General features: G+C 65.1%; 18 protein-coding genes and 2 tRNA genes. 11 read left to right on the forward strand and 9 right to left on the reverse strand.

Annotated elements, in window-relative coordinates; translation table 11 throughout:
* Positions 1 to 5 precede the first annotated feature (5 nt).
* Positions 6 to 88, reverse strand: a tRNA-Leu gene (locus QF031_RS20040).
* 395 nt (positions 89 to 483) lie between these two features.
* On the opposite strand from QF031_RS20040, the gene QF031_RS20045 reads away from it, so the two are divergent.
* From QF031_RS20045 to pknB, 7 genes are read left to right on the forward strand one after another with little or no spacing between them, the layout of a single operon-like run.
* Positions 484 to 1,224, forward strand: coding sequence for an FhaA domain-containing protein (locus QF031_RS20045; protein ID WP_307432355.1), 741 nt, complete (start codon positions 484 to 486; stop codon positions 1,222 to 1,224).
* On the forward strand, positions 1,221 to 1,703 hold the full coding sequence (locus tag QF031_RS20050; protein WP_307432357.1) for an FHA domain-containing protein FhaB/FipA: 483 nt from the start codon (positions 1,221 to 1,223) through the stop codon (positions 1,701 to 1,703). Before QF031_RS20045 ends, QF031_RS20050 begins: the two co-directional genes overlap by 4 nt.
* 2 nt (positions 1,704 to 1,705) lie before the next feature.
* The gene (locus QF031_RS20055) at positions 1,706 to 3,457 is read left to right on the forward strand and encodes a PP2C family protein-serine/threonine phosphatase (protein ID WP_307432360.1); all 1,752 of its coding nucleotides are present in this window, start codon (positions 1,706 to 1,708) and stop codon (positions 3,455 to 3,457) included.
* Complete coding sequence (locus QF031_RS20060) at positions 3,454 to 4,842, forward strand: FtsW/RodA/SpoVE family cell cycle protein (protein WP_307432361.1); 1,389 nt, start codon at positions 3,454 to 3,456, stop codon at positions 4,840 to 4,842. The genes QF031_RS20055 and QF031_RS20060 overlap by 4 nt, the downstream gene beginning before the upstream one ends.
* A complete protein-coding gene (locus QF031_RS20065) occupies positions 4,839 to 6,299 on the forward strand; it encodes a peptidoglycan D,D-transpeptidase FtsI family protein (RefSeq protein WP_307432363.1) in 1,461 nt (486 codons plus the stop codon). The genes QF031_RS20060 and QF031_RS20065 overlap by 4 nt, the downstream gene beginning before the upstream one ends.
* A complete protein-coding gene (locus tag QF031_RS20070; RefSeq protein ID WP_307432366.1) occupies positions 6,296 to 8,035 on the forward strand; it encodes a serine/threonine-protein kinase in 1,740 nt (579 codons plus the stop codon). The genes QF031_RS20065 and QF031_RS20070 overlap by 4 nt, the downstream gene beginning before the upstream one ends.
* Before the next feature lie 15 nt (positions 8,036 to 8,050).
* Complete coding sequence (gene pknB, locus QF031_RS20075) at positions 8,051 to 10,066, forward strand: Stk1 family PASTA domain-containing Ser/Thr kinase (RefSeq protein ID WP_307432368.1); 2,016 nt, start codon at positions 8,051 to 8,053, stop codon at positions 10,064 to 10,066.
* A gap of 27 nt (positions 10,067 to 10,093) precedes the next feature.
* Here pknB and QF031_RS20080 read toward each other — a convergent pair whose 3' ends face one another.
* The 3 genes from QF031_RS20080 to QF031_RS20090 are packed head-to-tail and all read right to left on the reverse strand — an operon-like array spanning position 10,094 to position 11,696.
* Positions 10,094 to 10,732, reverse strand: a complete 639-nt coding sequence (locus tag QF031_RS20080) for an aminodeoxychorismate/anthranilate synthase component II (RefSeq protein ID WP_307432371.1) — start codon at positions 10,730 to 10,732, stop codon at positions 10,094 to 10,096.
* On the reverse strand, positions 10,729 to 10,899 hold the full coding sequence (locus tag QF031_RS20085; RefSeq protein ID WP_307432373.1) for a hypothetical protein: 171 nt from the start codon (positions 10,897 to 10,899) through the stop codon (positions 10,729 to 10,731). The genes QF031_RS20080 and QF031_RS20085 overlap by 4 nt, the downstream gene beginning before the upstream one ends.
* A gap of 2 nt (positions 10,900 to 10,901) precedes the next feature.
* Positions 10,902 to 11,696, reverse strand: a complete 795-nt coding sequence (locus QF031_RS20090; RefSeq protein ID WP_307432375.1) for a class E sortase — start codon at positions 11,694 to 11,696, stop codon at positions 10,902 to 10,904.
* 191 nt (positions 11,697 to 11,887) lie between these two features.
* On the opposite strand from QF031_RS20090, the gene QF031_RS20095 reads away from it, so the two are divergent.
* Both QF031_RS20095 and QF031_RS20100 read left to right on the forward strand, forming a co-directional pair.
* Complete coding sequence (locus tag QF031_RS20095; protein WP_307432377.1) at positions 11,888 to 12,139, forward strand: cell division protein CrgA; 252 nt, start codon at positions 11,888 to 11,890, stop codon at positions 12,137 to 12,139.
* A gap of 61 nt (positions 12,140 to 12,200) precedes the next feature.
* Entirely contained in the window at positions 12,201 to 12,791 is a 591-nt protein-coding gene (locus QF031_RS20100) for a DNA-3-methyladenine glycosylase I (RefSeq protein ID WP_370874575.1), read from the forward strand.
* Positions 12,792 to 13,015: 224 nt separating this feature from the next.
* Here QF031_RS20100 and QF031_RS20105 read toward each other — a convergent pair whose 3' ends face one another.
* From QF031_RS20105 to QF031_RS20115, 3 genes are all read right to left on the reverse strand, one after another.
* Positions 13,016 to 13,483 (reverse strand): carboxymuconolactone decarboxylase family protein, encoded by a 468-nt coding sequence (locus QF031_RS20105; RefSeq protein ID WP_307432381.1) that lies wholly within the window; start codon positions 13,481 to 13,483, stop codon positions 13,016 to 13,018.
* Positions 13,484 to 14,021: 538 nt separating this feature from the next.
* Positions 14,022 to 14,900 carry a rhomboid family intramembrane serine protease gene (locus QF031_RS20110; protein ID WP_307432383.1) on the reverse strand — a complete coding sequence of 293 codons (879 nt, stop codon included), beginning with the start codon at positions 14,898 to 14,900 and terminating at the stop codon, positions 14,022 to 14,024.
* 9 nt (positions 14,901 to 14,909) lie between these two features.
* Positions 14,910 to 15,455: a peptidylprolyl isomerase gene (locus tag QF031_RS20115; RefSeq protein ID WP_307432386.1), complete on the reverse strand. Its 546-nt coding sequence runs from the start codon at positions 15,453 to 15,455 to the stop codon at positions 14,910 to 14,912.
* 154 nt (positions 15,456 to 15,609) lie between these two features.
* On the opposite strand from QF031_RS20115, the gene QF031_RS20120 reads away from it, so the two are divergent.
* Positions 15,610 to 16,551 carry a hypothetical protein gene (locus QF031_RS20120; RefSeq protein WP_307432389.1) on the forward strand — a complete coding sequence of 314 codons (942 nt, stop codon included), beginning with the start codon at positions 15,610 to 15,612 and terminating at the stop codon, positions 16,549 to 16,551.
* 152 nt (positions 16,552 to 16,703) lie between these two features.
* Positions 16,704 to 17,549, forward strand: coding sequence for a glycosyltransferase (locus QF031_RS20125; protein WP_307432392.1), 846 nt, complete (start codon positions 16,704 to 16,706; stop codon positions 17,547 to 17,549).
* Positions 17,550 to 17,552: 3 nt separating this feature from the next.
* On the opposite strand, the gene QF031_RS20130 is transcribed toward QF031_RS20125, so the two are convergent.
* The gene (locus QF031_RS20130; RefSeq protein ID WP_307432393.1) at positions 17,553 to 18,509 is read right to left on the reverse strand and encodes a DMT family transporter; all 957 of its coding nucleotides are present in this window, start codon (positions 18,507 to 18,509) and stop codon (positions 17,553 to 17,555) included.
* A gap of 84 nt (positions 18,510 to 18,593) precedes the next feature.
* Positions 18,594 to 18,669: transfer RNA gene (locus QF031_RS20135), tRNA-Ala, on the reverse strand.
* Positions 18,670 to 18,681 lie beyond the last annotated feature (12 nt).

Consider the following 18,681-nt stretch of genomic DNA (forward strand, 5'->3'; position numbering starts at 1 on the left):
TTGCGTGCGCGAGGGGGGATTTGAACCCCCACGCCCTTTCGGACACTGGCACCTGAAGCCAGCGCGTCTGCCGTTCCGCCACTCGCGCGCAACTTCTTTCACTTGGCCGGCCGGTTTCCCGTTTCCGCGCCTCGTAAAAGCAGCGAGATCAAGCATAACGGACAGTTGCCGCAAATTACCAATTGGCCTCCATCCGCCCTGTACTGCCCCGCCCTGGCCTGCGGAAGAGCCACTGAAAATGCGGGCGCCTGCCTGCGCGGGAACCCGCGGAAAGACAGCACCGCGGCGGGCCGCAGCGGGCCGGAATCCGAACTTTCGCCGGCGTCCGGCCGTTGCGGATTAAGGCCATTCACAGGGGTGGCAAGTAGTATCGGATGTAGGAGTGGGCACTGCCCGTGGGTGAACCGCACAGCGGTGGGCTGCCCTGCAGGTGCTGGTCAGCAACAACTACTGCCCCGGAGCCGGGGGGAAAGGAGAAGAACCATGGGTCTGCTGGACAAGGTTGAACGTGGCATTGAAAAGGCCGTCCGCGGCGTCTTCTCCACCGGTTCCAAGGCGCAGGTGGAACCGGTGGAGATCGCCAGCAGGCTCCGCCGCGAGGTGGACCACAAAGCCCTCACCGTGGCGGCCGGACGCACGCTGGTCCCCAACGTCTTCGACGTCCAGCTCAGCGATGACGACTTCGGGCGGGCGCAGGAATGGGGCACGCCGCTGGCCGAAGAGCTCTGCGACGTCGTGATCAACCACGTCCGCAGCCAGGGGTACATCCTCCAGGGCCCGGTGCGCATTTCCTTCCGCCGGGACGCCGAGCTTCGCGCCGGAGATTTCGAAATTGCTTCAACAACCGAAAAATCCCAAGGCGGGGGCACTGCCCAGCCACGCCCCAACGTTCCGGCGGCGCCGAGCCGGCAGCCTGTACGGCTCCAGCCGGTACTGGACATCGACGGCCAGCGCTATTCGCTGAACGCACCGTCCATCGTTTTGGGACGGTCATCCGAAGCGGACATCCACGTCGAAGATACGGGAGTCTCCCGGCGCCACCTGGAAATCCGCACGGCCAACGGCGTGACCAGCGCCGTGGACCTGGGATCAACCAACGGCAGCTACGTCAACGGCCAGAAGGTCTCCGGAAGCACGGAACTCACCGACGGCTCCACCATCACGATGGGACGGACAAAGATCATTTTCCGCCTGCTTCCTGCCAACCCGGGTGGCCGCGCATGAGCGACCTGACCATCACCGCCCTGCGGTTCGGCTTCCTGCTGCTCCTCTGGGTGCTTGTCTTCAGCATCGTCTCAGCCATGCGGAGGGACCTCATGGTGGGCCGCAAGGCCGCCGCGGGCGCCCCCACTGCGCGGCAGGTCCGCCGGAACCCGGAACTGGCCGAGGCACCGGCGCAGCCCGTGAAGCAGCAGGCGCGGCAGCTCGTGGTCGTCGAAGGCCCGCTCAAGGGCCGTACCCTGCCCCTGGCCGCCAGCCCCATCCTCCTGGGGCGGGCACAGGAAGCCACCCTGGTCCTCGAGGACGATTACGCCTCGGGCCGCCACGCCCGGCTCTTCCCGCAGGGCAGCCGCTGGTTCATCGAGGACCTGGGCTCCACCAACGGCACCTACCTGGGAGACCAGCAACTTACCCGTGCCCTGCCGGTTGAACCAGGGGTACCCGTGAGAATCGGCAAGACGGTCATTGAATTGAGGCCGTAACCGTGGCGGTTCCTGAAAAGCCCGCAACCGGCTCCAGTCCGGCGCAGCGGCCCCTCATCATGCGCTTCGCGGCGCGGTCGGACGTCGGCAGGATCCGTTCCAAGAACGATGACTCCGCCTACGCTGGCCGCCACCTCGCGGTCGTTGCGGACGGCATGGGCGGGCACGCCGGTGGCGACGTGGCCTCCGCCGCAACCGTCCTGGACATGATCCACCTGGACAGCCCGGACCACGGGGACGACGCCGGGACCGTCCTTGCCGACGAAATCCAGACCGCCAACTCGCTGCTTTCCGAACTGGTGCACATCAACCCGAAGCTCGCCGGGATGGGCACCACAGTCACCGCGCTCCTGCTGGCGGAAGACAGACTCCATTTCGCGCATATCGGCGATTCCCGCGCCTACCGGCTCCGCGACGGTGAATTCAAGCAGATCAGCGTGGACCACACCTTTGTGCAGCGGCTTATCGATGAAGGCCGGCTCCGCCCGGAGGAAGCGGAAACGCACCCCCACAAGAACGTCCTCATGCGCGTCCTCGGCGATGTCGACGCCAGTCCTGAACTGGATCTGGACACCCTGGACGCCAAGCCTGGTGACCGCTGGCTGCTGTGCTCCGACGGGCTGAACTACGTGGCCGGACATGCCGTGGAGCGGACGGTCCGGGAGACCCACAACCTGCATGAATGCGCCGAAACCCTGGTTGAACTGACCCTTGAGGCCGGTTCCCCGGACAACGTCACCGTGGTCATGGTGGACATCGTGGAGGAAACGGCCGACGACGTCAGCACCGCCGCCGTCGAAATCGTCCCGCCGGTGCCGGGCAGCAAGCCCGCTGCCGCGGCTGCCGGCGCCACCGCCGCCAACGCTGCTGCCACCGGTCCTGCCGGTCATGACGACGGCACCGAAGCCGGCACTAAAGCCGCGCCGGACCGCGAGGACGGCAGGCAAACCCCGGAGCCTGCGAAGGAACAGTCAGCAAGCGGTGCCACCGAAGGCGGCGCTGATGATGGGGACGCCGGCTCCACGGACCCGGGCAGCACCGATCCGCACCTCGGCGAACACCTGTCAGCCGAGGTCCTGCGGGAAGAACTTGCCTCGCGCCCGCACGAACTGGTGGGTGCGGCCGCAGCCGCCGCGGAATCCGGGTCCATCCCCACCGTTGCCGGACGCACGGTGGCCCGGCGGGCCGCCACGCTCCTTACCCACAAGGCAGAACCTTCCGCCGATCCCGACGACAACCTGGTGCCCCTGAAGCCGCGCCGGTGGCTTGCATGGTCCATTGCCGCCGCCGTGCTGCTTGTGGTGGCCATTGGGCTCTGGCTCGGTTACGCATGGACCCAGACCCGTTATTACGTGGGCGAATTCGATTCACGGGTTGCCATCTACAACGGCGTTTCGCAACGGCTGGGACCCATCCAGTTGTCCTCCCTCGAGGCAGTGACGGATATCAGGATGGACACCCTGCCCCAGTTCTCGCAGCAGCGGGTCCGCCAGACAGTTCCGGCCAATGACCTGTACGACGCGCAGCGGATCGTGAAGAACCTGGAGCTTACGGGAACCACCTCACCGGAGGAGGAGTGCCCCAAGCCTTCAGGCTCTGCCTCGGCCACAGCCCCACCCGGCAGCCCCGCCCCGTCTCCCAGCGCACCTCCCGCCAGCGCAGCGGCTCCGCCCGCCCCGAACGCATCGGCCCCGGCGCCGTCGGCGGCGTCCCCAACACCTACTCCCACCATCACTTGCGAGGCGGCGAAATGAGCCAGGTAAGCAGCGTGCCCAAGCCTCGCCGCAACGTTGAGCTCGCGTTGTTGCTGCTGGCCCTCGCCGTGGGCATCGGTGCCAACATGCTGGTGGGCGTGGACCAGGAAAAGGCCTTCGACTCTGACTTTTGGTTCCAGTCCAGCCTGCTGGCCGTCGCGGCCCTCGTGTTCCACGGCGTCCTGCGCTTCCGCGCCAAGTATGCGGATCCGGTAATACTTCCAATCGTGGTGGCCTTGAACGGCCTGGGCCTGGCGATGATCCACCGCCTCGACGCACCCGGTGAGGATACGGGGAACAACCAACTCCGGTGGACCCTCATTGCCATGGCCGTCGCAATTGCCGTGGTGTTCTTCCTCAAGGACCACCGCATCCTGCGCCGGTTCACCTACATTTCCCTGGCTGCATCCGCCCTGTTGCTGATCCTCCCCCTTGTTCCGGGGATCAGCGCCGGTGAGATCCTCGGCGCCCGGGTCTGGATCCGGTTCGGCCCAATGACGTTCCAGCCGGGTGAAGTGGCAAAAATTACCCTCGCCATATTCTTCGCCGGGTATCTTTCCTCCAACCGCGACCTCATCCTGCTGGCAGGCCGGAAGATCGGTCCCATGCAGTTCCCGCGTTTCAAGGACATGGGTCCCATGATCACCGCATGGCTGGTCAGCATCGGCGTCCTGATCTTCCAGCGGGACCTGGGATCGTCTGTGCTGTTCTTCGGCCTGTTCATTGTCATGATTTATGTCGCCACCAGCCGGATCAGCTGGGTTGTGATCGGCCTGGCCTTGATCCTTGGCGGCGGTTTTGTGGCGGCGCAGGTCTTTTCCCATGTCCAGCAACGCGTTTACGGCTGGCTCAACGCTTTCTCCCCCGACGTCTACGAGAACGGCAGCCGCCAGGTCATCGAAGGCCTGTTTGGGATGGCGAACGGCGGACTGGTGGGCACCGGCCTGGGTCAAGGACGGCCGGACCTGGTCCCGTTCGCCAACAGCGACATGATTATTGCCTCGCTGGGTGAGGAACTGGGCCTGATCGGCCTCTTCGCCGTCGTCCTGTTGTACCTGCTGTTCTTCACCCGTGGTTTCCGCGCCGCCCTGGGCACCAGGGATGCCTTTGGAAAGCTGCTCGCCTGCGGCCTTTCTTTCGCAGTAGCCCTCCAGTGCTTCGTGGTGATCGGCGGGGTCACCCGGCTGATTCCCCTGACGGGCCTCACCACGCCGTTCCTGGCCGCCGGCGGTTCCTCGCTGCTGGCGAACTGGATCATCGTGGGACTGCTCCTGATGATTTCCCACGTCGCGCGCGGCCCCGTGGACACCACCCCGCTCCCGCCCACGGGAACGGCAGCGGCAACCGGCATTGACACTCCCACCGAGGCGGTGAAGCAGGCATGAACCAGGCAGTACGACACGCGTGGGTAGCCGCCGTCGCCATGTTTGCGCTGCTCTTCGGCGCCATCAGCTTTGTGCAGGTGGTGGGTGCGGACGATCTCAAGACCAACCCCCTGAACCAGCGGGCCATCCTGCAGAACTACTGCAATGACCGCGGCGCCATCATTGTTGGCGGAACTCCCGTCGCTGAATCGGTGGAGACAACGTCGGAGACCTGCAAATTCCAGCGCACCTACCCGCAGCCCGAGCTGTACGCAGGGATCACCGGCTACTTCTCGAAGAACTACGGTGCCACAGGGCTGGAGCAGACCATGGGCGCCGAACTGGCGGGCAACTCGGACCAGCTCTTCCTGGACAGGGTTGGCCAGCTCTTCCTGGGCAACCAGCCCAAGGGCGCCTCCGTGGAACTCACCCTCGATCCCCAGATCCAGCAGCTGGTCTACAACCTCATCCCGGACGGCCAGCGCGGCTCGATCGTGGTCAGCAACCCCAAGACCGGTGCCATCCTTGCCATGGTCTCCAAGCCGTCCTACAACCCAAACCTGATAGCCACCCAGGATCCAAAGGCTGAAAGCGCCAACATCAATGAGCTGGTAAAGGTCCCGGGCATCAACCTGAACCAGAACGTCAGCGGTCCCACCGGCGAACTGCTCGCACCGGGTTCCGTCTTCAAGCTCGTGGACACCGCCGCCGCACTCGCTTCGGGGAAGTACAACAAGGACAGCGTGCTGCCCAACCCCGCCGAGATGCCCTTTGACGGCATCCAGTACAAACTGCCCAACTACGCAGGCGGCAACTGCTACACCAGGGATACCGCAGGCTTCGCCTTCGCGCTGCAACAGTCCTGCAACACCCCCTTCGCGAGCATCGCCCTGGATCTTGGCCGCGACGCCATCGCCGCGCAGTACAAGAAGTTCGGCTTCGGCGAAGACGTCGGGGACCAGCTGAAGCTGGGCCATGCCGAGGGCAACAGCTTCCCGGACAACCTGGACGCCCCCGGCCTTGCCCAGTCAGCCATTGGCCAGAAGGATGTCCGGGTCACGCCGTTGCAGGTCAACATGATGACCAACGCCATCGCCAATGGCGGCGCCCAGATGGCGCCCAGCCTGATCAAGGCCCTGCGGTCCCCGGACCTGCGGGTGATCAATGAGCCCCAGCCGGCCCAGCTCAGGACGTCCACCACCCCGGAGATCGCAAAGCAGATCACCGAGTGGATGACCAGTGTGGTCACTGACGGCATAGCCAAGGGTGCTGCGGTTCCGGGCGTGCAGGTAGCCGGCAAGACCGGCACCGCCGAACTGGGCAACGGAACCAACAATTCGTGGTTCACCGGGTTCGCCCCCGCTGACAACCCCAAGGTCAGCGTCACGATCGTCATGGAAGGCGTAGACATCTACGCGGGTGCAAAGCTAACCAGTCCCAACGCGAAAAAGATTTTTGAGGCGGTGTTGAATAAGTGAGGCCTACAACGGGAATCACCCTCGGCGGCAGATTCCAGCTGACCACACGGATCGCGATTGGCGGCATGGGGGAAGTCTGGAAAGCCAAGGACCTCGTCCTGGGCCGCATCGTCGCCATCAAGGTGCTCAAGGAGGAATACACGGGCGACCCCGGATTCCTCCAGCGCTTCCGTGCAGAGGCCCGCCACACCGCCCTCCTGAACCACGTAGGCATCGCCAACGTTTTCGACTACGGCGAAGAGGAAGGCTCCGCGTACCTGGTCATGGAACTGGTCCCGGGTCAGCCGCTGAGCAGCATCATCGAGCACGAACAGGTCCTCTCACCGGACCGCACGCTTTCGATCATCGCGCAGACCGCCCGCGCCCTGGCCGTCGCGCACGCCCAGGGCCTGGTCCACCGTGACGTGAAGCCCGGGAACCTCCTGATCACTCCCGATGGACGGGTCAAGGTCACCGACTTCGGCATTGCCCGCCTGGCCGACCAGGTGCCGCTCACCCAGACCGGCCAGGTTATGGGAACGGCCCAGTACCTGGCACCGGAGCAGGCAACCGGCCAGACCGCCACGGGATCTTCTGACATCTACTCGCTCGGCGTCATCGGCTACGAGTGCCTCAGCGGCCACCGTCCCTTCTCCGGCGAATCGCAGATCGCCATTGCGCTGGCCCAAGTGAATGACGCTCCGCCGCCGCTTCCGGAGAGCCTGCCTGCCCCGGTCCGCGCGCTCCTGATGTCCATGCTTGCCAAGGACCCCAAGGACCGGCCGGCGAACGCCATCAAGCTCGCAGAGGCAGCGGAGGCCATCCGCAACGGCGACATCAGTGCAGCCCGCGCCGCCGTGCCGGGCATGCTTCTCTTCGACGCCGACACCGGTCCCATAACGGCCCCGGTCGACACCGCCACCGCGCCCACCGGCGTCATTGGTGCCCAGCGGGATTCACCTACGGCCACGTCCGCCCTGCCGGTGCTTGGTGCAGGTGCGGCAGGTGCTGCTGCCGGAATGGCTGCCGGCGCCGCGGGCGCCGCCGCCGCTGAGGGCGACGCCCCTCAGGGGGCGTTGGCGCGTGCCAATGCGCTGGCTGCCCAGCGGAACTGGGACCAGGAGGAGGAAACGTACGACGACGAGCCCTCCGATGAGCCCCGGCGGAAGGGCCGCAGCCCCTGGACGTGGCCTTTGGTCGCCTTGATCCTGCTGCTCCTGTTTGCCCTGGTGGGTTTCCTCCTGAACCAGGTGGGGCTCTTCTCGCCGTCCGGCAACCCCACGTCCGGCACCACCACCAGCAGTGCGCCGCCGTCGTCCGCAACGCCGAGCAAGACGCCGACGCCTTCGGCCACGCCTACGCAGACGCGGAGCACGCCGACGCCCACGCCTACACCGGAACCCACCCAAGCCACCGTCAACGTGATCCCGGCCGCCTACCTGGGCAAGGACTACCGGCAGGTCCAGGCAGCCCTGGCCGGCCTGGGACTCCAGGTGACGGTCCTGCCCCAGGAAAGCAGCTCCGCCGCCCCCGGCACCGTCCTGGAACTGAACCCCACGGGCGTCGTCCCCAAGGGATCGCCCATCACCGTGGTCTACGCAACGGCGCCGTCGCCGGCCCCTGCACCCACCACGGCAGCACCAGCACCAACCCCCACGCCCACCACGTCCTCCCAGGCGGGGCCCACACCCATCTCGCCGCTGGCAACCTGCGCGGCGGGGCAAACGCCCGGCACACCCCCCACCTGCACGCCCTAAACGTCAGGAACACCAGTGAATGAGTCACCACGCACACCGTTGCACCGGGAGGACAGCCTGCCGGTGGATAACCGGCGTGTCCTCAGCGGCCGCTACGAACTGGGGAACCTCATCGGCCGCGGCGGCATGGCGGACGTCTACAAGGGAACCGACACCAGGCTGGGCAGGACGGTTGCCATCAAGCTGCTGCGGCCGGACATGGCCAGGGACCCGCAGTTCCAGGGACGGTTCAAGCGCGAAGCCCAGGCCGTGGCCGCCCTGAACCACCCCTCCATCGTGGCCATCTTCGATACCGGCGAGCACACCGTCCATGACGGGTCCGCCGACGACGTCCGGGTGCCTTACATCGTCATGGAATACGTTGAGGGCAAGACCCTGCGCGACCTGATCCGCGCCAAGGACGTCACCGTCAGCCAGGCGATCGACTACTGCCTCGGGGTGCTGGGGGCGCTCGAGTACAGCCACAAGGCCGGGATTGTCCACCGTGACATCAAGCCGGCCAACGTCATGTACTGTCAGGGCACCAACTCGGTGAAGGTGATGGACTTCGGGATTGCCCGGGCCATCGCCGATTCCTCCGCCACCATGACACAAACCCAGGCCGTGGTGGGAACAGCCCAGTACCTGTCGCCCGAGCAGGCCCGGGGTGAGACCGTGGATGCGCGGAGCGACCTCTATTCCGCTGCCTGCCTGCTCTACGAAATGCTCACCTCGCGGCCGCCGTTTGTTGGCGACAGTCCTGTGTCCGTCGCCTACCAGCATGTCCGTGAGATTCCGGAGCCGGCCAGCCGCCTGAACCCCCAGGTGTCACCGGCGCTGGACAGTGTCCTGGCGAAGGCCCTGCAGAAAAACCGGGACGACAGGTTCCAGGACGCTGCCGCTTTCCGGCGTGCCCTGCGCGCTGCAAAGGCCGGAGTCCCCGTCCCGGCGGTACCGGCGTCCGAGGCACCCACCGATCCAAACGACCACGTTCCCGAACCAGCGCCGCCCACCGAGGCATTCGCTGCCACCGGGGCGGGTTTCCTTGATGACCGGCCCACAGGCCGGCTGGCCGCCACCAACTTTTTCCACGACGACGGCGGACCAGCCGTTCCACTGGAACTGGCCGATGAACGCGGGTCAGCTGAGTATGCGCCAGATGGATACGGCACCGGCGGGTACAGTGCAGCCGCAGCCCTGCCGCTCGGCCTCCCCCCGGAACGTGAGCGGACCGAGCGGCAGAAGTCGCGCCGTCGCGCCTGGATTGCCACCCTGGTGATTTTCACCCTGCTGGTCCTCGCCGGCGGCGGCTTGTGGCTTTACCAAACCGTCAACCGCCCTGCCCCTGCTCCGGCGAAAGTGCAGATCCCATCTGTGGCCTCCATGACGGAAACTGCGGCACTGCAGGAACTGTACAACGCGGGGCTCCGGCCCAAGATTGCGAGGGCGGCAAACGACACGGTACCCAAGGGGACCGCCGTCGGGACTGACCCCGCGGCTGGCGGGTCACTGGACCCGGGGGCCGAAATAGTCCTCAATGTCTCCGACGGGCCCAGTTCGGTGAAGATCCCGGACAGCCTCCCCGGCAAGACTGAAGCTGCCGCACGCGACATCCTGCGGCAGGTGGGGCTGGTTGGTGCCCCGTCCACCACCACGGCCAACAGCGCCACCGTGCCGGCCGGAATCGTCATCACCTCCAACCCGGCGCCGGGGCAGAGCGTCGGCGTCGGCACCAGCGTGGAGCTGATCGTTTCCACCGGCAAGGTGGTAGTCCCCGAACTTCGCAGCCTGAGCCGTGACGAGGCCGAAGCGGCCCTAAAGCAGCTGGGCCTGGTCCCCTCGGTGATAGAGATGGAGAATTCGCAGGTGGAACCGGGCAAGGTCACGGACCAGAGTGATCCGGCCAACGCCGCTGTCGACCAGGGGAAGACCATCACGATCGTGGTGGCCAAGGCCCCGCCACCGCCGCCGGCACCAACGGAAACCCCCACGCCCACGCCCACGGCAACGCCGACACCAACGCCAACGCCAAAGCCCACCAAAAAGGGCTAATCCCTCTGCGGCGGGTGCCGGCTCCGGCTAATGCTGGATCAGCGGGCTCAGCTTCGCGGCCCGCGCAGCTGCGCCCTTCATGCCCAGCGACTCCAGCCAGTTGCCCAGCATCTGGTATCCGCCCTCGGTGAGTACCGATTCAGGGTGGAACTGCACCCCGCACAGCGGCGCCGTCCGGTGCTGCAGTCCCATGACCACGCCGGACGCAGTCTGTGCCGTGACTTCCAGGACATCAGGAATGGATTCCCGGACGGCTGCCAGCGAGTGGTAGCGGGTGGCCGTGATGGGGGAGGGGAGTCCGGCGAACACGCTGGTGCCGATGTGCTCCACCTGGGAGGTCTTGCCGTGCATGAGTTCCGGGGCGTGGGTTACTTTGCCGCCGAAGGCCTCTGCCAGCGCCTGGTGCCCAAGGCACACGCCGAACATGGGGACGCTGTTCTCACCGCACCACTTGATCAGTTCGATGCTGACTCCAGCTTCGGCGGGGTTCCCGGGACCGGGGGAAATCAGGACGCCGTCACGGGTTCTGGCAAGTTCAATCGCCTCCGCCAGCGTGACGTCGTCGTTGCGGACCACTGTGGTCTCGGCGCCCAGTTCCTGGAGGTAGCCCACCAGAGTGTAGACGAAGCTGTCGTAGTTATCCACTACAAGGATCTTGGTTGTCATGGCTGGTCTGCGGAACCAATCGTTGAGTCGGTGAATTGGGTGAAGTGGGACATCCAGGGGAAAAGGAACTGGACCATCAGGACCAGGGCAATGAAGACCAGTACCAGCGAAATGATGATCCTGGCCCAGAGCGGGCCGGGCAGGTGGCGGAAAATCCAGGCGTACACGGTCAGGTCCTTCCGGTGGCTGCCGCAACCTGGGCCGCGATCTCGGCGGGCGGCCCGGCGGAGGCAGGTCGCCAGCTGTCCAGCAGGGCGTAGGCGATGATGCGTTCTTCCGCGCCGAAGCGGGGGTTGCAGCTGGTCATGGTGAGGTAGCTTTCGGTGGGTGCGGCGCCGGGCTGGGTTGGCACCGGTTCCAGCACGTCTGTGCGGGACGGCATTACGATCTGGTTGTTCCGGAAGACGTAGACGTAATAGCCGTCCTTGGTCTGTACATAGATCTTGTCGCCCGGGACCAGCGTGTGGATGTTGTCCAGCACCGCACCGTGGGTCTGGCGGTGGCCCGCCACCGCGAAGTTGCCCACTGCCCCCGGCATCGCCGTGTTGCTGTAGTGTCCAAGGCCCAGGGTGTCCAGGACGTCCTGGCTGGTTCCCTGGACGATGGGGCGCGTGTAGGTGGGACCGAACCGGGGGATGTAGATGATGCCGATGGTGCCGGCGTGGCCGGGAGCGGCTCCCACGACGGGCTTGCCGAAGTCCTCCACCCCTGCAGCAGGCGCAGAAGGGGCCGTGGCTGCGGGGGCAGGGGCCTCCCCGCCCAGGTCCTTGGCGAATTCTTTGATGACCTGGCTTTGCTTTGCGTCGGACTCCACGTTGGTCCACCACAGCTGCCACGCCACGAAGAGCAGGAGGATGATGCCGGCAGTGATCAGCAGTTCGCCCAGCACTTGGATGGTGCCGCGCAGCACGGCACCACGGGGCGCTGGCGCAGTGGCCTGCCCCGCCTTCTCCTGCACTACCACGCGTTCCCCTCCTGGCGTTTACCCTGGCAGGCCCCGGTCAGGCCGGCACCGGCTGGCCATCAACTGCGGCTAGAATTGGCTGCTAGTAAGAATCCAGATTTGACCAAGATCGCGCAGACCGCTGGCAATTTCCTTCTTGCAGGATACCAAGCCCGGACCGCCGAGCTTGCCCAGCCCGTCAAGGAGAGCCAGTGCCCGAGTCAAAGCCTCGCAAGAAGACCGCCAGCACCGCCCAGCCGGCTTCCCCGCAGGCTTACAAGCCCAATCCCGTCTGGTTTAAGCCGGTCATGTTTGGCCTGATGATTATCGGCCTCCTGTGGATCATCACTTTCTACATCAGCGAGGGCCGCTTCCCGGTCCAGGCCTGGCAGTCCTGGAACATCGTCGCCGGCTTCGGCATTGCCATCCTGGGATTCCTGATGACCACCCGCTGGCGTTCCTAGCGGGCCGCCGGACGTACAACCGTTACCGAGGAGGCCTGCAGTGGCTCCCGACTCCGCCGGGATGATTGTCGGCGAAGATGGCCTTGCCCGGCCTGCCTGGGCTGCCACAGATCCGCTCCTGCGGAACTATTACGACCAAGAGTGGGGCCTGCCCGTCACCGACGAGCAGGGACTGTACGAACGGATCTGCCTGGAGGGCTTCCAGGCAGGTCTTTCCTGGGCCACCATCCTGCGGAAGCGCCCTGCCTTTCGCGTGGCCTTTGCCGGCTTCGACCCGGAACAGGTTGCCTTGTTCAGCGGCTCGGACGTGGAACGGCTGATGCAGGATCCGGGAATCATCAGGAACCGGCTCAAAATCCTTGCCGCAGTCAAAAATGCACAGGCCACCCTGGAACTTCGCAACGACGGCGGACTGGTGGACTTTGTGTGGAGCTTCCGCCCGGCCAGCACTCCCGAGCCCGCGGTGCATGCCGATATTCCCACGCAGTCGGCGGAGTCCGTGGCCCTGTCCAAGGCGCTCCGGAAGCGCGGCTTCTCCTTCGTGGGTCCCACCACCATGTTCGCGCTGATGGAGGCTGTGGGGATGGTGGACACGCATCTGTTGGGCAGCCACCGTCGCGGTTCCTCCGGCATCTGGTCCATACAGACCTAAAGAGGCCTAAAGACCCTACCGCTGCCCGTTATCCCCAGCTGTTGGGAAAGTTATCCACACTGTGGATAAATGATGCTCGCTGCCTTGGGAAAGCTGTTTTGGCAGCGGAGCGCGGTGAGCTGTCCCGTCCACCCCTTCACCGGCCGCTTATTAACAGTGTGGAATACCTGTGGATAACCGCGCGGGCGGCGTGGACGGACGCTCCGCGCAGTGGAGCCCGAAAGCTACGGGCGGTCCCGCCGGACGGGATGATGGCTGGTGATGGAGACCCTGTTGAAGGCGTTCATCGTCACGGCGACCCAGCTCACCGCAGAAAATTCTTCAGCCGTGAGGCATTTGCGCGCCATTGCCTCAGCATACTCCCTGGCATGTTCGTCAGGGAGCCCGGTAATGCTCTCCACCAGCCCCAGTGCGGCCCGTTCCTTGTCCGTAAACAGTGCTGTCTCCCGCCAAGCGGGCAGTACCGCCAACCGCTGCGGGGTTTCTCCTGCCTCGCCGGCCCTCCTCACGTGGAGGTCCAGGCAGTAGGCGCATCCGTTGATTTGGGAGATCCGGACGTTGAGCAGCTCCAGCAGGCCGCGACCGATCCCGGCTTCCTCTGCCGCTTCCTGAACCTTGAGGCCCAAGCCGCTGATGGCCTTCCACAGGGCTGGATGCTGTTTGTCGAGGTACAGGTGCTCGGTAACGCTCACGGGTGTCCTTCTCGTTGGAACGGCTCGGCAGGCACCATCATAGGCAGGATATCGCCGGTGCTGGGGCCCCTTATCCACTTACCAACATCGCAATACCCACAAGTTATCCACAGCTGTGGGAAACCGAGTGGAAATCCCGCCACCCCCCGGCCCGCTGCCCTACTCCCACGGCGAGGGGCGGGACGTGAACTACAGGAGTGTGACTTATTAACAGTGTGTATAACGCTGTTAATAACCACAGGAATGCACCGGCAGGAGGGCTTCCACGCGCTTGGCCGGGGAGTGTTTTCCACAGAACGGCGGTTAATCCTCAGCTTATCCACTTACGCACAGTGATATCCCCACAGGTTATCCACAGATGTGGAGAACGAAGATCCGTGGTCAGCCGAGGGCCCGAACGGAGCCGTCAGAGGCGGGCGCGACGTCCAAACTACAGCCTTGTAAGTTATTAACACTGTGGACAACCACTGTGGATAACAGAAACGCCCCTTGCACCAATGGTGCGAGGGGCGTTTCTGTTTTACAGGGATTCAGGGGACTAGAGCGCCACCTTCACCCAGCTCACGGCGATCAGCAGGGCAAACACAGCAGCAAGGCCAAGTGCCTGGATGAGTCCCCGGCGGCGCCCACGGGGGGCATAGGCAAGGACGGCAGCGCAGAGTCCGCCAGTAATGAGGCCACCGAGGTGGGCCTGCCACGCAATCTGTGGGATGAGGAAGCCAATGACGCCGTTGATGGCGATCAGGATCCACAACTGGCGGGTATCTCCACCGCGTTGACGCTGGACCAGGAGCATGGCGCCGAAGAGGCCGAAGATGGCACCGGAGGCACCCACCAGTCCCACGAGGCCCTGTCCGGGCACCAGCAGGGGGTTCAGCAGCAGGTAGCCCACCGAGCCGCCCAGTGCGGAGATGAGGTACAGCGCCAGGAATCGCACCCGGCCAAGGATGGGTTCCAGGGCCTGGCCAAAAATCCACAGCGTATACATGTTCAGGAGGATGTGCAGCAGCGAATCCGGGGAATGGAGGAAGGCTGACGTGATCATCCGCCACGGCTCGAACGCGCCGAACTGGGGGACGGCAAAGTAGTTGTTGTAGGCGAACTGCTTGTAGACCCAGTCGCCGGGAATGAGCATCTGCAGTGCGTAGACGACGACGCAGGCCGCGATGATCCCAAACGTCACCAATGGTTTGCCAGTGGCAACGGCACCGCCGTAGACAGTCCGTACCTCCGGCGTCGTGCGTTGTGTTTCGTTGACGCAGTCAACGCATTGGAATCCGACGGCGGCCGCCCGCTGGCAGTCGGGGCACGCCGGGCGCCCGCAGCGCTGGCAACGCACATAGGACGGCCGGTCCGGATGCCGGGGGCAGACCGGAACCTGGGCGGACGGCTCAGCCGACGGAATTCCGTAACTCATGCTTGAGCGTTACAGCTGTTCGATGTCGATGCTGTTGATGGTCACGTCCTCCACAGGACGGTCGCCCATGCCGGTGCGCACACCCTCGATGGCGTCAACAACCTTCTTGGATTCCTCATCAGCCACTTCACCGAAGATGGTGTGCTTGCCCTGGAGCCAGTCCGTGGGGATGGTGGTGATGAAGAACTGTGAACCGTTGGTGCCCTTGCCCATCTGGATGCCGGCGTTGGCCATGGCGAGCTTGTAGGGCTGGTTGAAGCTCAGTTCCGGGTGGATCTCGTCATCGAAGCGGTAGCCGGGGCCGCCGGTTCCACGGCCCAGCGGATCGCCCGCCTGGATCATGAAGTCCTTGATGATGCGGTGGAAAATGGTTCCGTTGTACAACGGGGTGCCCGTCTTGTCCTCGCCGGTTTCCGGGTGGGTCCACGCCTGCTCGCCGGTGGCAAGGCCCACGAAGCTCTTGACCGTCTTGGGCGCGTGGTTGCCGAAGAGGTTAACCACGATGTCGCCGAGGCTGGTGTGGATGGTTGCTTTTGCAGTTGCGATGGCAGTCATGGCCCCATTCTCCCATGCCAGTTCCGGCCGGCAGCGGCAGCGGAGGCAGTTCCGCGCTGGGTGAAATCGCCCTAAAAACTGCAGAGTGAATAGCCCCTGTAGATCTGGGCACGTAGGCTAGCGACAGAACCGTCACATTAATCGGGAGGTAGTTGTGAAGAAATCGGATCGTATTGCCCGTGACCTTGAGCAGTCGGTCACCAGCGCGGTGGTAAACGCCAAGGATTGGGCGGCCCCCCGGGTGGAAGCTGCCGTGGACTGGGCTGTTCCGCGCCTCCAGCAGAGTCTGGACACCGCATCTCCCAAGATTCAGGAGGGCCTGAAGTCGGCAGCGCACAACCTGGCTGACGGCGTAGCCACCGTGACTCCCCGGATCCAGGACGGGCTGGCCCAGCTGGCCCCCAAGATCAATGATGTTGTGGAAGGCGCCTCGCCCAGGCTGCACGACGCCCTGGATAGGGCCACCCCGGTTGTCCTGAATGCGCGCGACCGCGTGGTGGTGGAATACTTGCCCAAGCTCTCGGACCAGATCGGCGTGGCATCCGGTGCAGTCCACCGGACCCTGGAGAACACACCGGCACGGGTGGACGCCGTGGCCCAGAAGCTGGGCGATGTGGGGCTCATCCACGCCCTCCAGGAGCAGGCCCAGTTGACCGGAACCCAGCTCAAGGCAGCCGCTACCGGCGCCGGCCGGGCGGTGGATGTCCAGTTGGCCCAGCCGGAGAAGCCCAAGAAGCGCGGATGGCTGGTGTTTGGCGTGGTGGCCGCTGCCGTGGCCGCCGGCGTTGCGGCATGGAAGGCATCCAAGCCTGTGGAGGACCCCTGGAAGACTCCTTCGCCGGTCACCCCCACTCCCGCGCCGGTTCCTGCCACCACCGTCAGCGACGTCAAGGAAACCACCGCAAGTGCAGCTGACAAGGCTGCTGATGCAACCGGTTCGGCCGCGGACGCCGTCGCGGACAAGGCAGCCGACGCAGCGGAGACCGTCAAGGAGAAGTCTGCTGACGCCGCCGAGAAGGCAAAGCACGTGGCCGACGACGCCGCAGAAGGTTCAAAGACTGCCTCAAAGGACGGCGAGGGCAGCAGCCCGGCCTAGTTTCCTGCCGCAGCCAAAGGGGGCTCCGTCCAGTGACCAGTTCACCGTGCGGGGCCCCTTTCCTGTGCCTGCGCACCATCCCCGGCGGGGATGGGCACGGGTGCTAGATTTGTGGTGATGCCAGCCAATCCAATCGACCCTCTGGGGATGCCTTGAACGACGCAGACGTACAGCTCCGCGTATCCATCGTTATCCCGGCGTACAACGAGGAGAGCGTGATCAGGCAGTGCCTCATCGCTGCCATCTACCAGTCTGTTCCCGCGCACGAGATCATCGTGGTGGACAACCTTTCGAAAGACCGTACCTCCGACATTGTCCGCCAAATGCAGCTCGAGTATCCGGAAAGCCCCCTCATCCTTCTCAGCCAGGACCGGGAGCAGGGACTGATCCCCACCCGGAACTTCGGGCTGGACAGCGCCACCGGGGACGTCCTGGGACGCATCGACGCCGACTCCATCGTCGAGCCGGACTGGGTGGAGCAGGTGCAGAAGGCATTCGCCGACCCGTCAGTCCAGGCTGCCACCGGCCCGGTGGTCTACTACGACATGCCGATGCGCCGCTTTGGGCTCAAGGCCGATGACAAGATGCGCCAGCTCATGCTGAAGCTGGCCAAGCACCAGTACCACTTCCTCTTCGGTTCCAATATGGCGCTGCGTGCCAGCGCCTGGGAGACCATCCGATCCGAGACCTGCCGGGACGAGAAGGACGAGATGCATGAGGACATCGATTTGTCCCTGCACCTCGCCGACCATGAACTCCCGGTGCGCTACTGGCCGCAAATGGTGTCCGGGATGTCTGCGCGCCGGCTGGAGGATTCACCGCGTGACTACCGCTATTACGTCACCCGGTTTGACCGCACGTACAAGGCGCACAACGTCAAGAAAATGGCCCTGAAGGCTCCCATGGTGGTCTTCTTCTCGGTGTATTTCCCGGCCAAGCTGCTCAGGGCAATCCACACTGTCAACACGGCCCAGCCGATGCGCCGCGGCGGCCAGTAGCCTTTAGTCGGTTCCCAGCTCGGCGAGGCGTTCCGACGGCGGTTCCTCCTGGGGTGCCGCCCCGTCCGTGCCGTCCCTGCCGGTCCGTTCGCCCCTGCCGGTCCTTTGGCCCAGGACCACGACGGCGAGTCCCGCCAGGATCAGGCCGAGCCCCGCGTACGTTCCCGCAGGAAGCGTTTCATGCAGGAACACGGCAGCCAGCAAGGCTGCCCCGGGGATTTCCAGGAGGATGATCATGGAGACGATGAGCGGGCTCATGGTGGCCAGCAGGTGGTTGAACGCCGTGTGGCCCACCAGCTGCGCGCACACGGTAATGGCGGCGATGCCAAGCCATCCCGCAGCCTCGAAGCCGGCCAGGGGCTGGCCTGTGAAGAGGGCGAGTACGGCCACAAGTGCGGCGCACATACCGTAGCAGAGGGTGGTGTAGGTTCCGGTGGTCATGCTCTGCCGTGCCTTGCCGCCGGCCAGCGTATAGAGCCCCGCTAAAGCACCGCCGGCCATTGCCAACAGGTCTCCGGTAACGGCCTGCGGGGAAGATCCCAGGTCGAAGCCGGTGATGGCTACGACACCGCCGAAGGCTATGCCCAGCCCTGCCAGTACCTGCCAGCGGTGGCGCGTGCCGCGCAACAGCTGGAAGACCGCAATCCATGCCGACTGCAGGCACACCAGGGCCGTGGCCGCTGCCACGGAGGTGAGCTGGAGGGAGGTGATGAAGCAGGCAAAGTGCAGCGCAAGGGCGACGGCTGCCAGCGCGGACCAGCGGAACTCGCGGCTGGTGATGCTGCCGAACTGGCGGGGGTTCCCGACCAGGGTCGGGGTGGCCATGACGGCGGAACCGATGGCGTTGCGCCAGAAGGCAATGGCCAGGGCGCTGACACTGGTGGCCCCGAGGGTGGCCGCAATCAAGGGGCCTGACGAAGCGACGCCCAGCACGCCCAGGGCCGCGATGATCGAGTTCACTGCAGCCCCCTGAATACTGGTTTTCCCGCGACCGTGGAAAGCAAAAGTCCCGGCCTGCGTTTTACGCTGACCGGGACTTTCCTATGGTGGAGGCACGGGGACTCGAACCCCGAACCCCCTGCTTGCAAAGCAGGTGCGCTACCAATTGCGCCATGCCCCCATAAGAAGCAAC

The sequence above is a fragment of the Pseudarthrobacter defluvii genome (assembly GCF_030816725.1).
Classification (GTDB): Bacteria; Actinomycetota; Actinomycetes; order Actinomycetales; family Micrococcaceae; genus Arthrobacter; species Arthrobacter defluvii_A.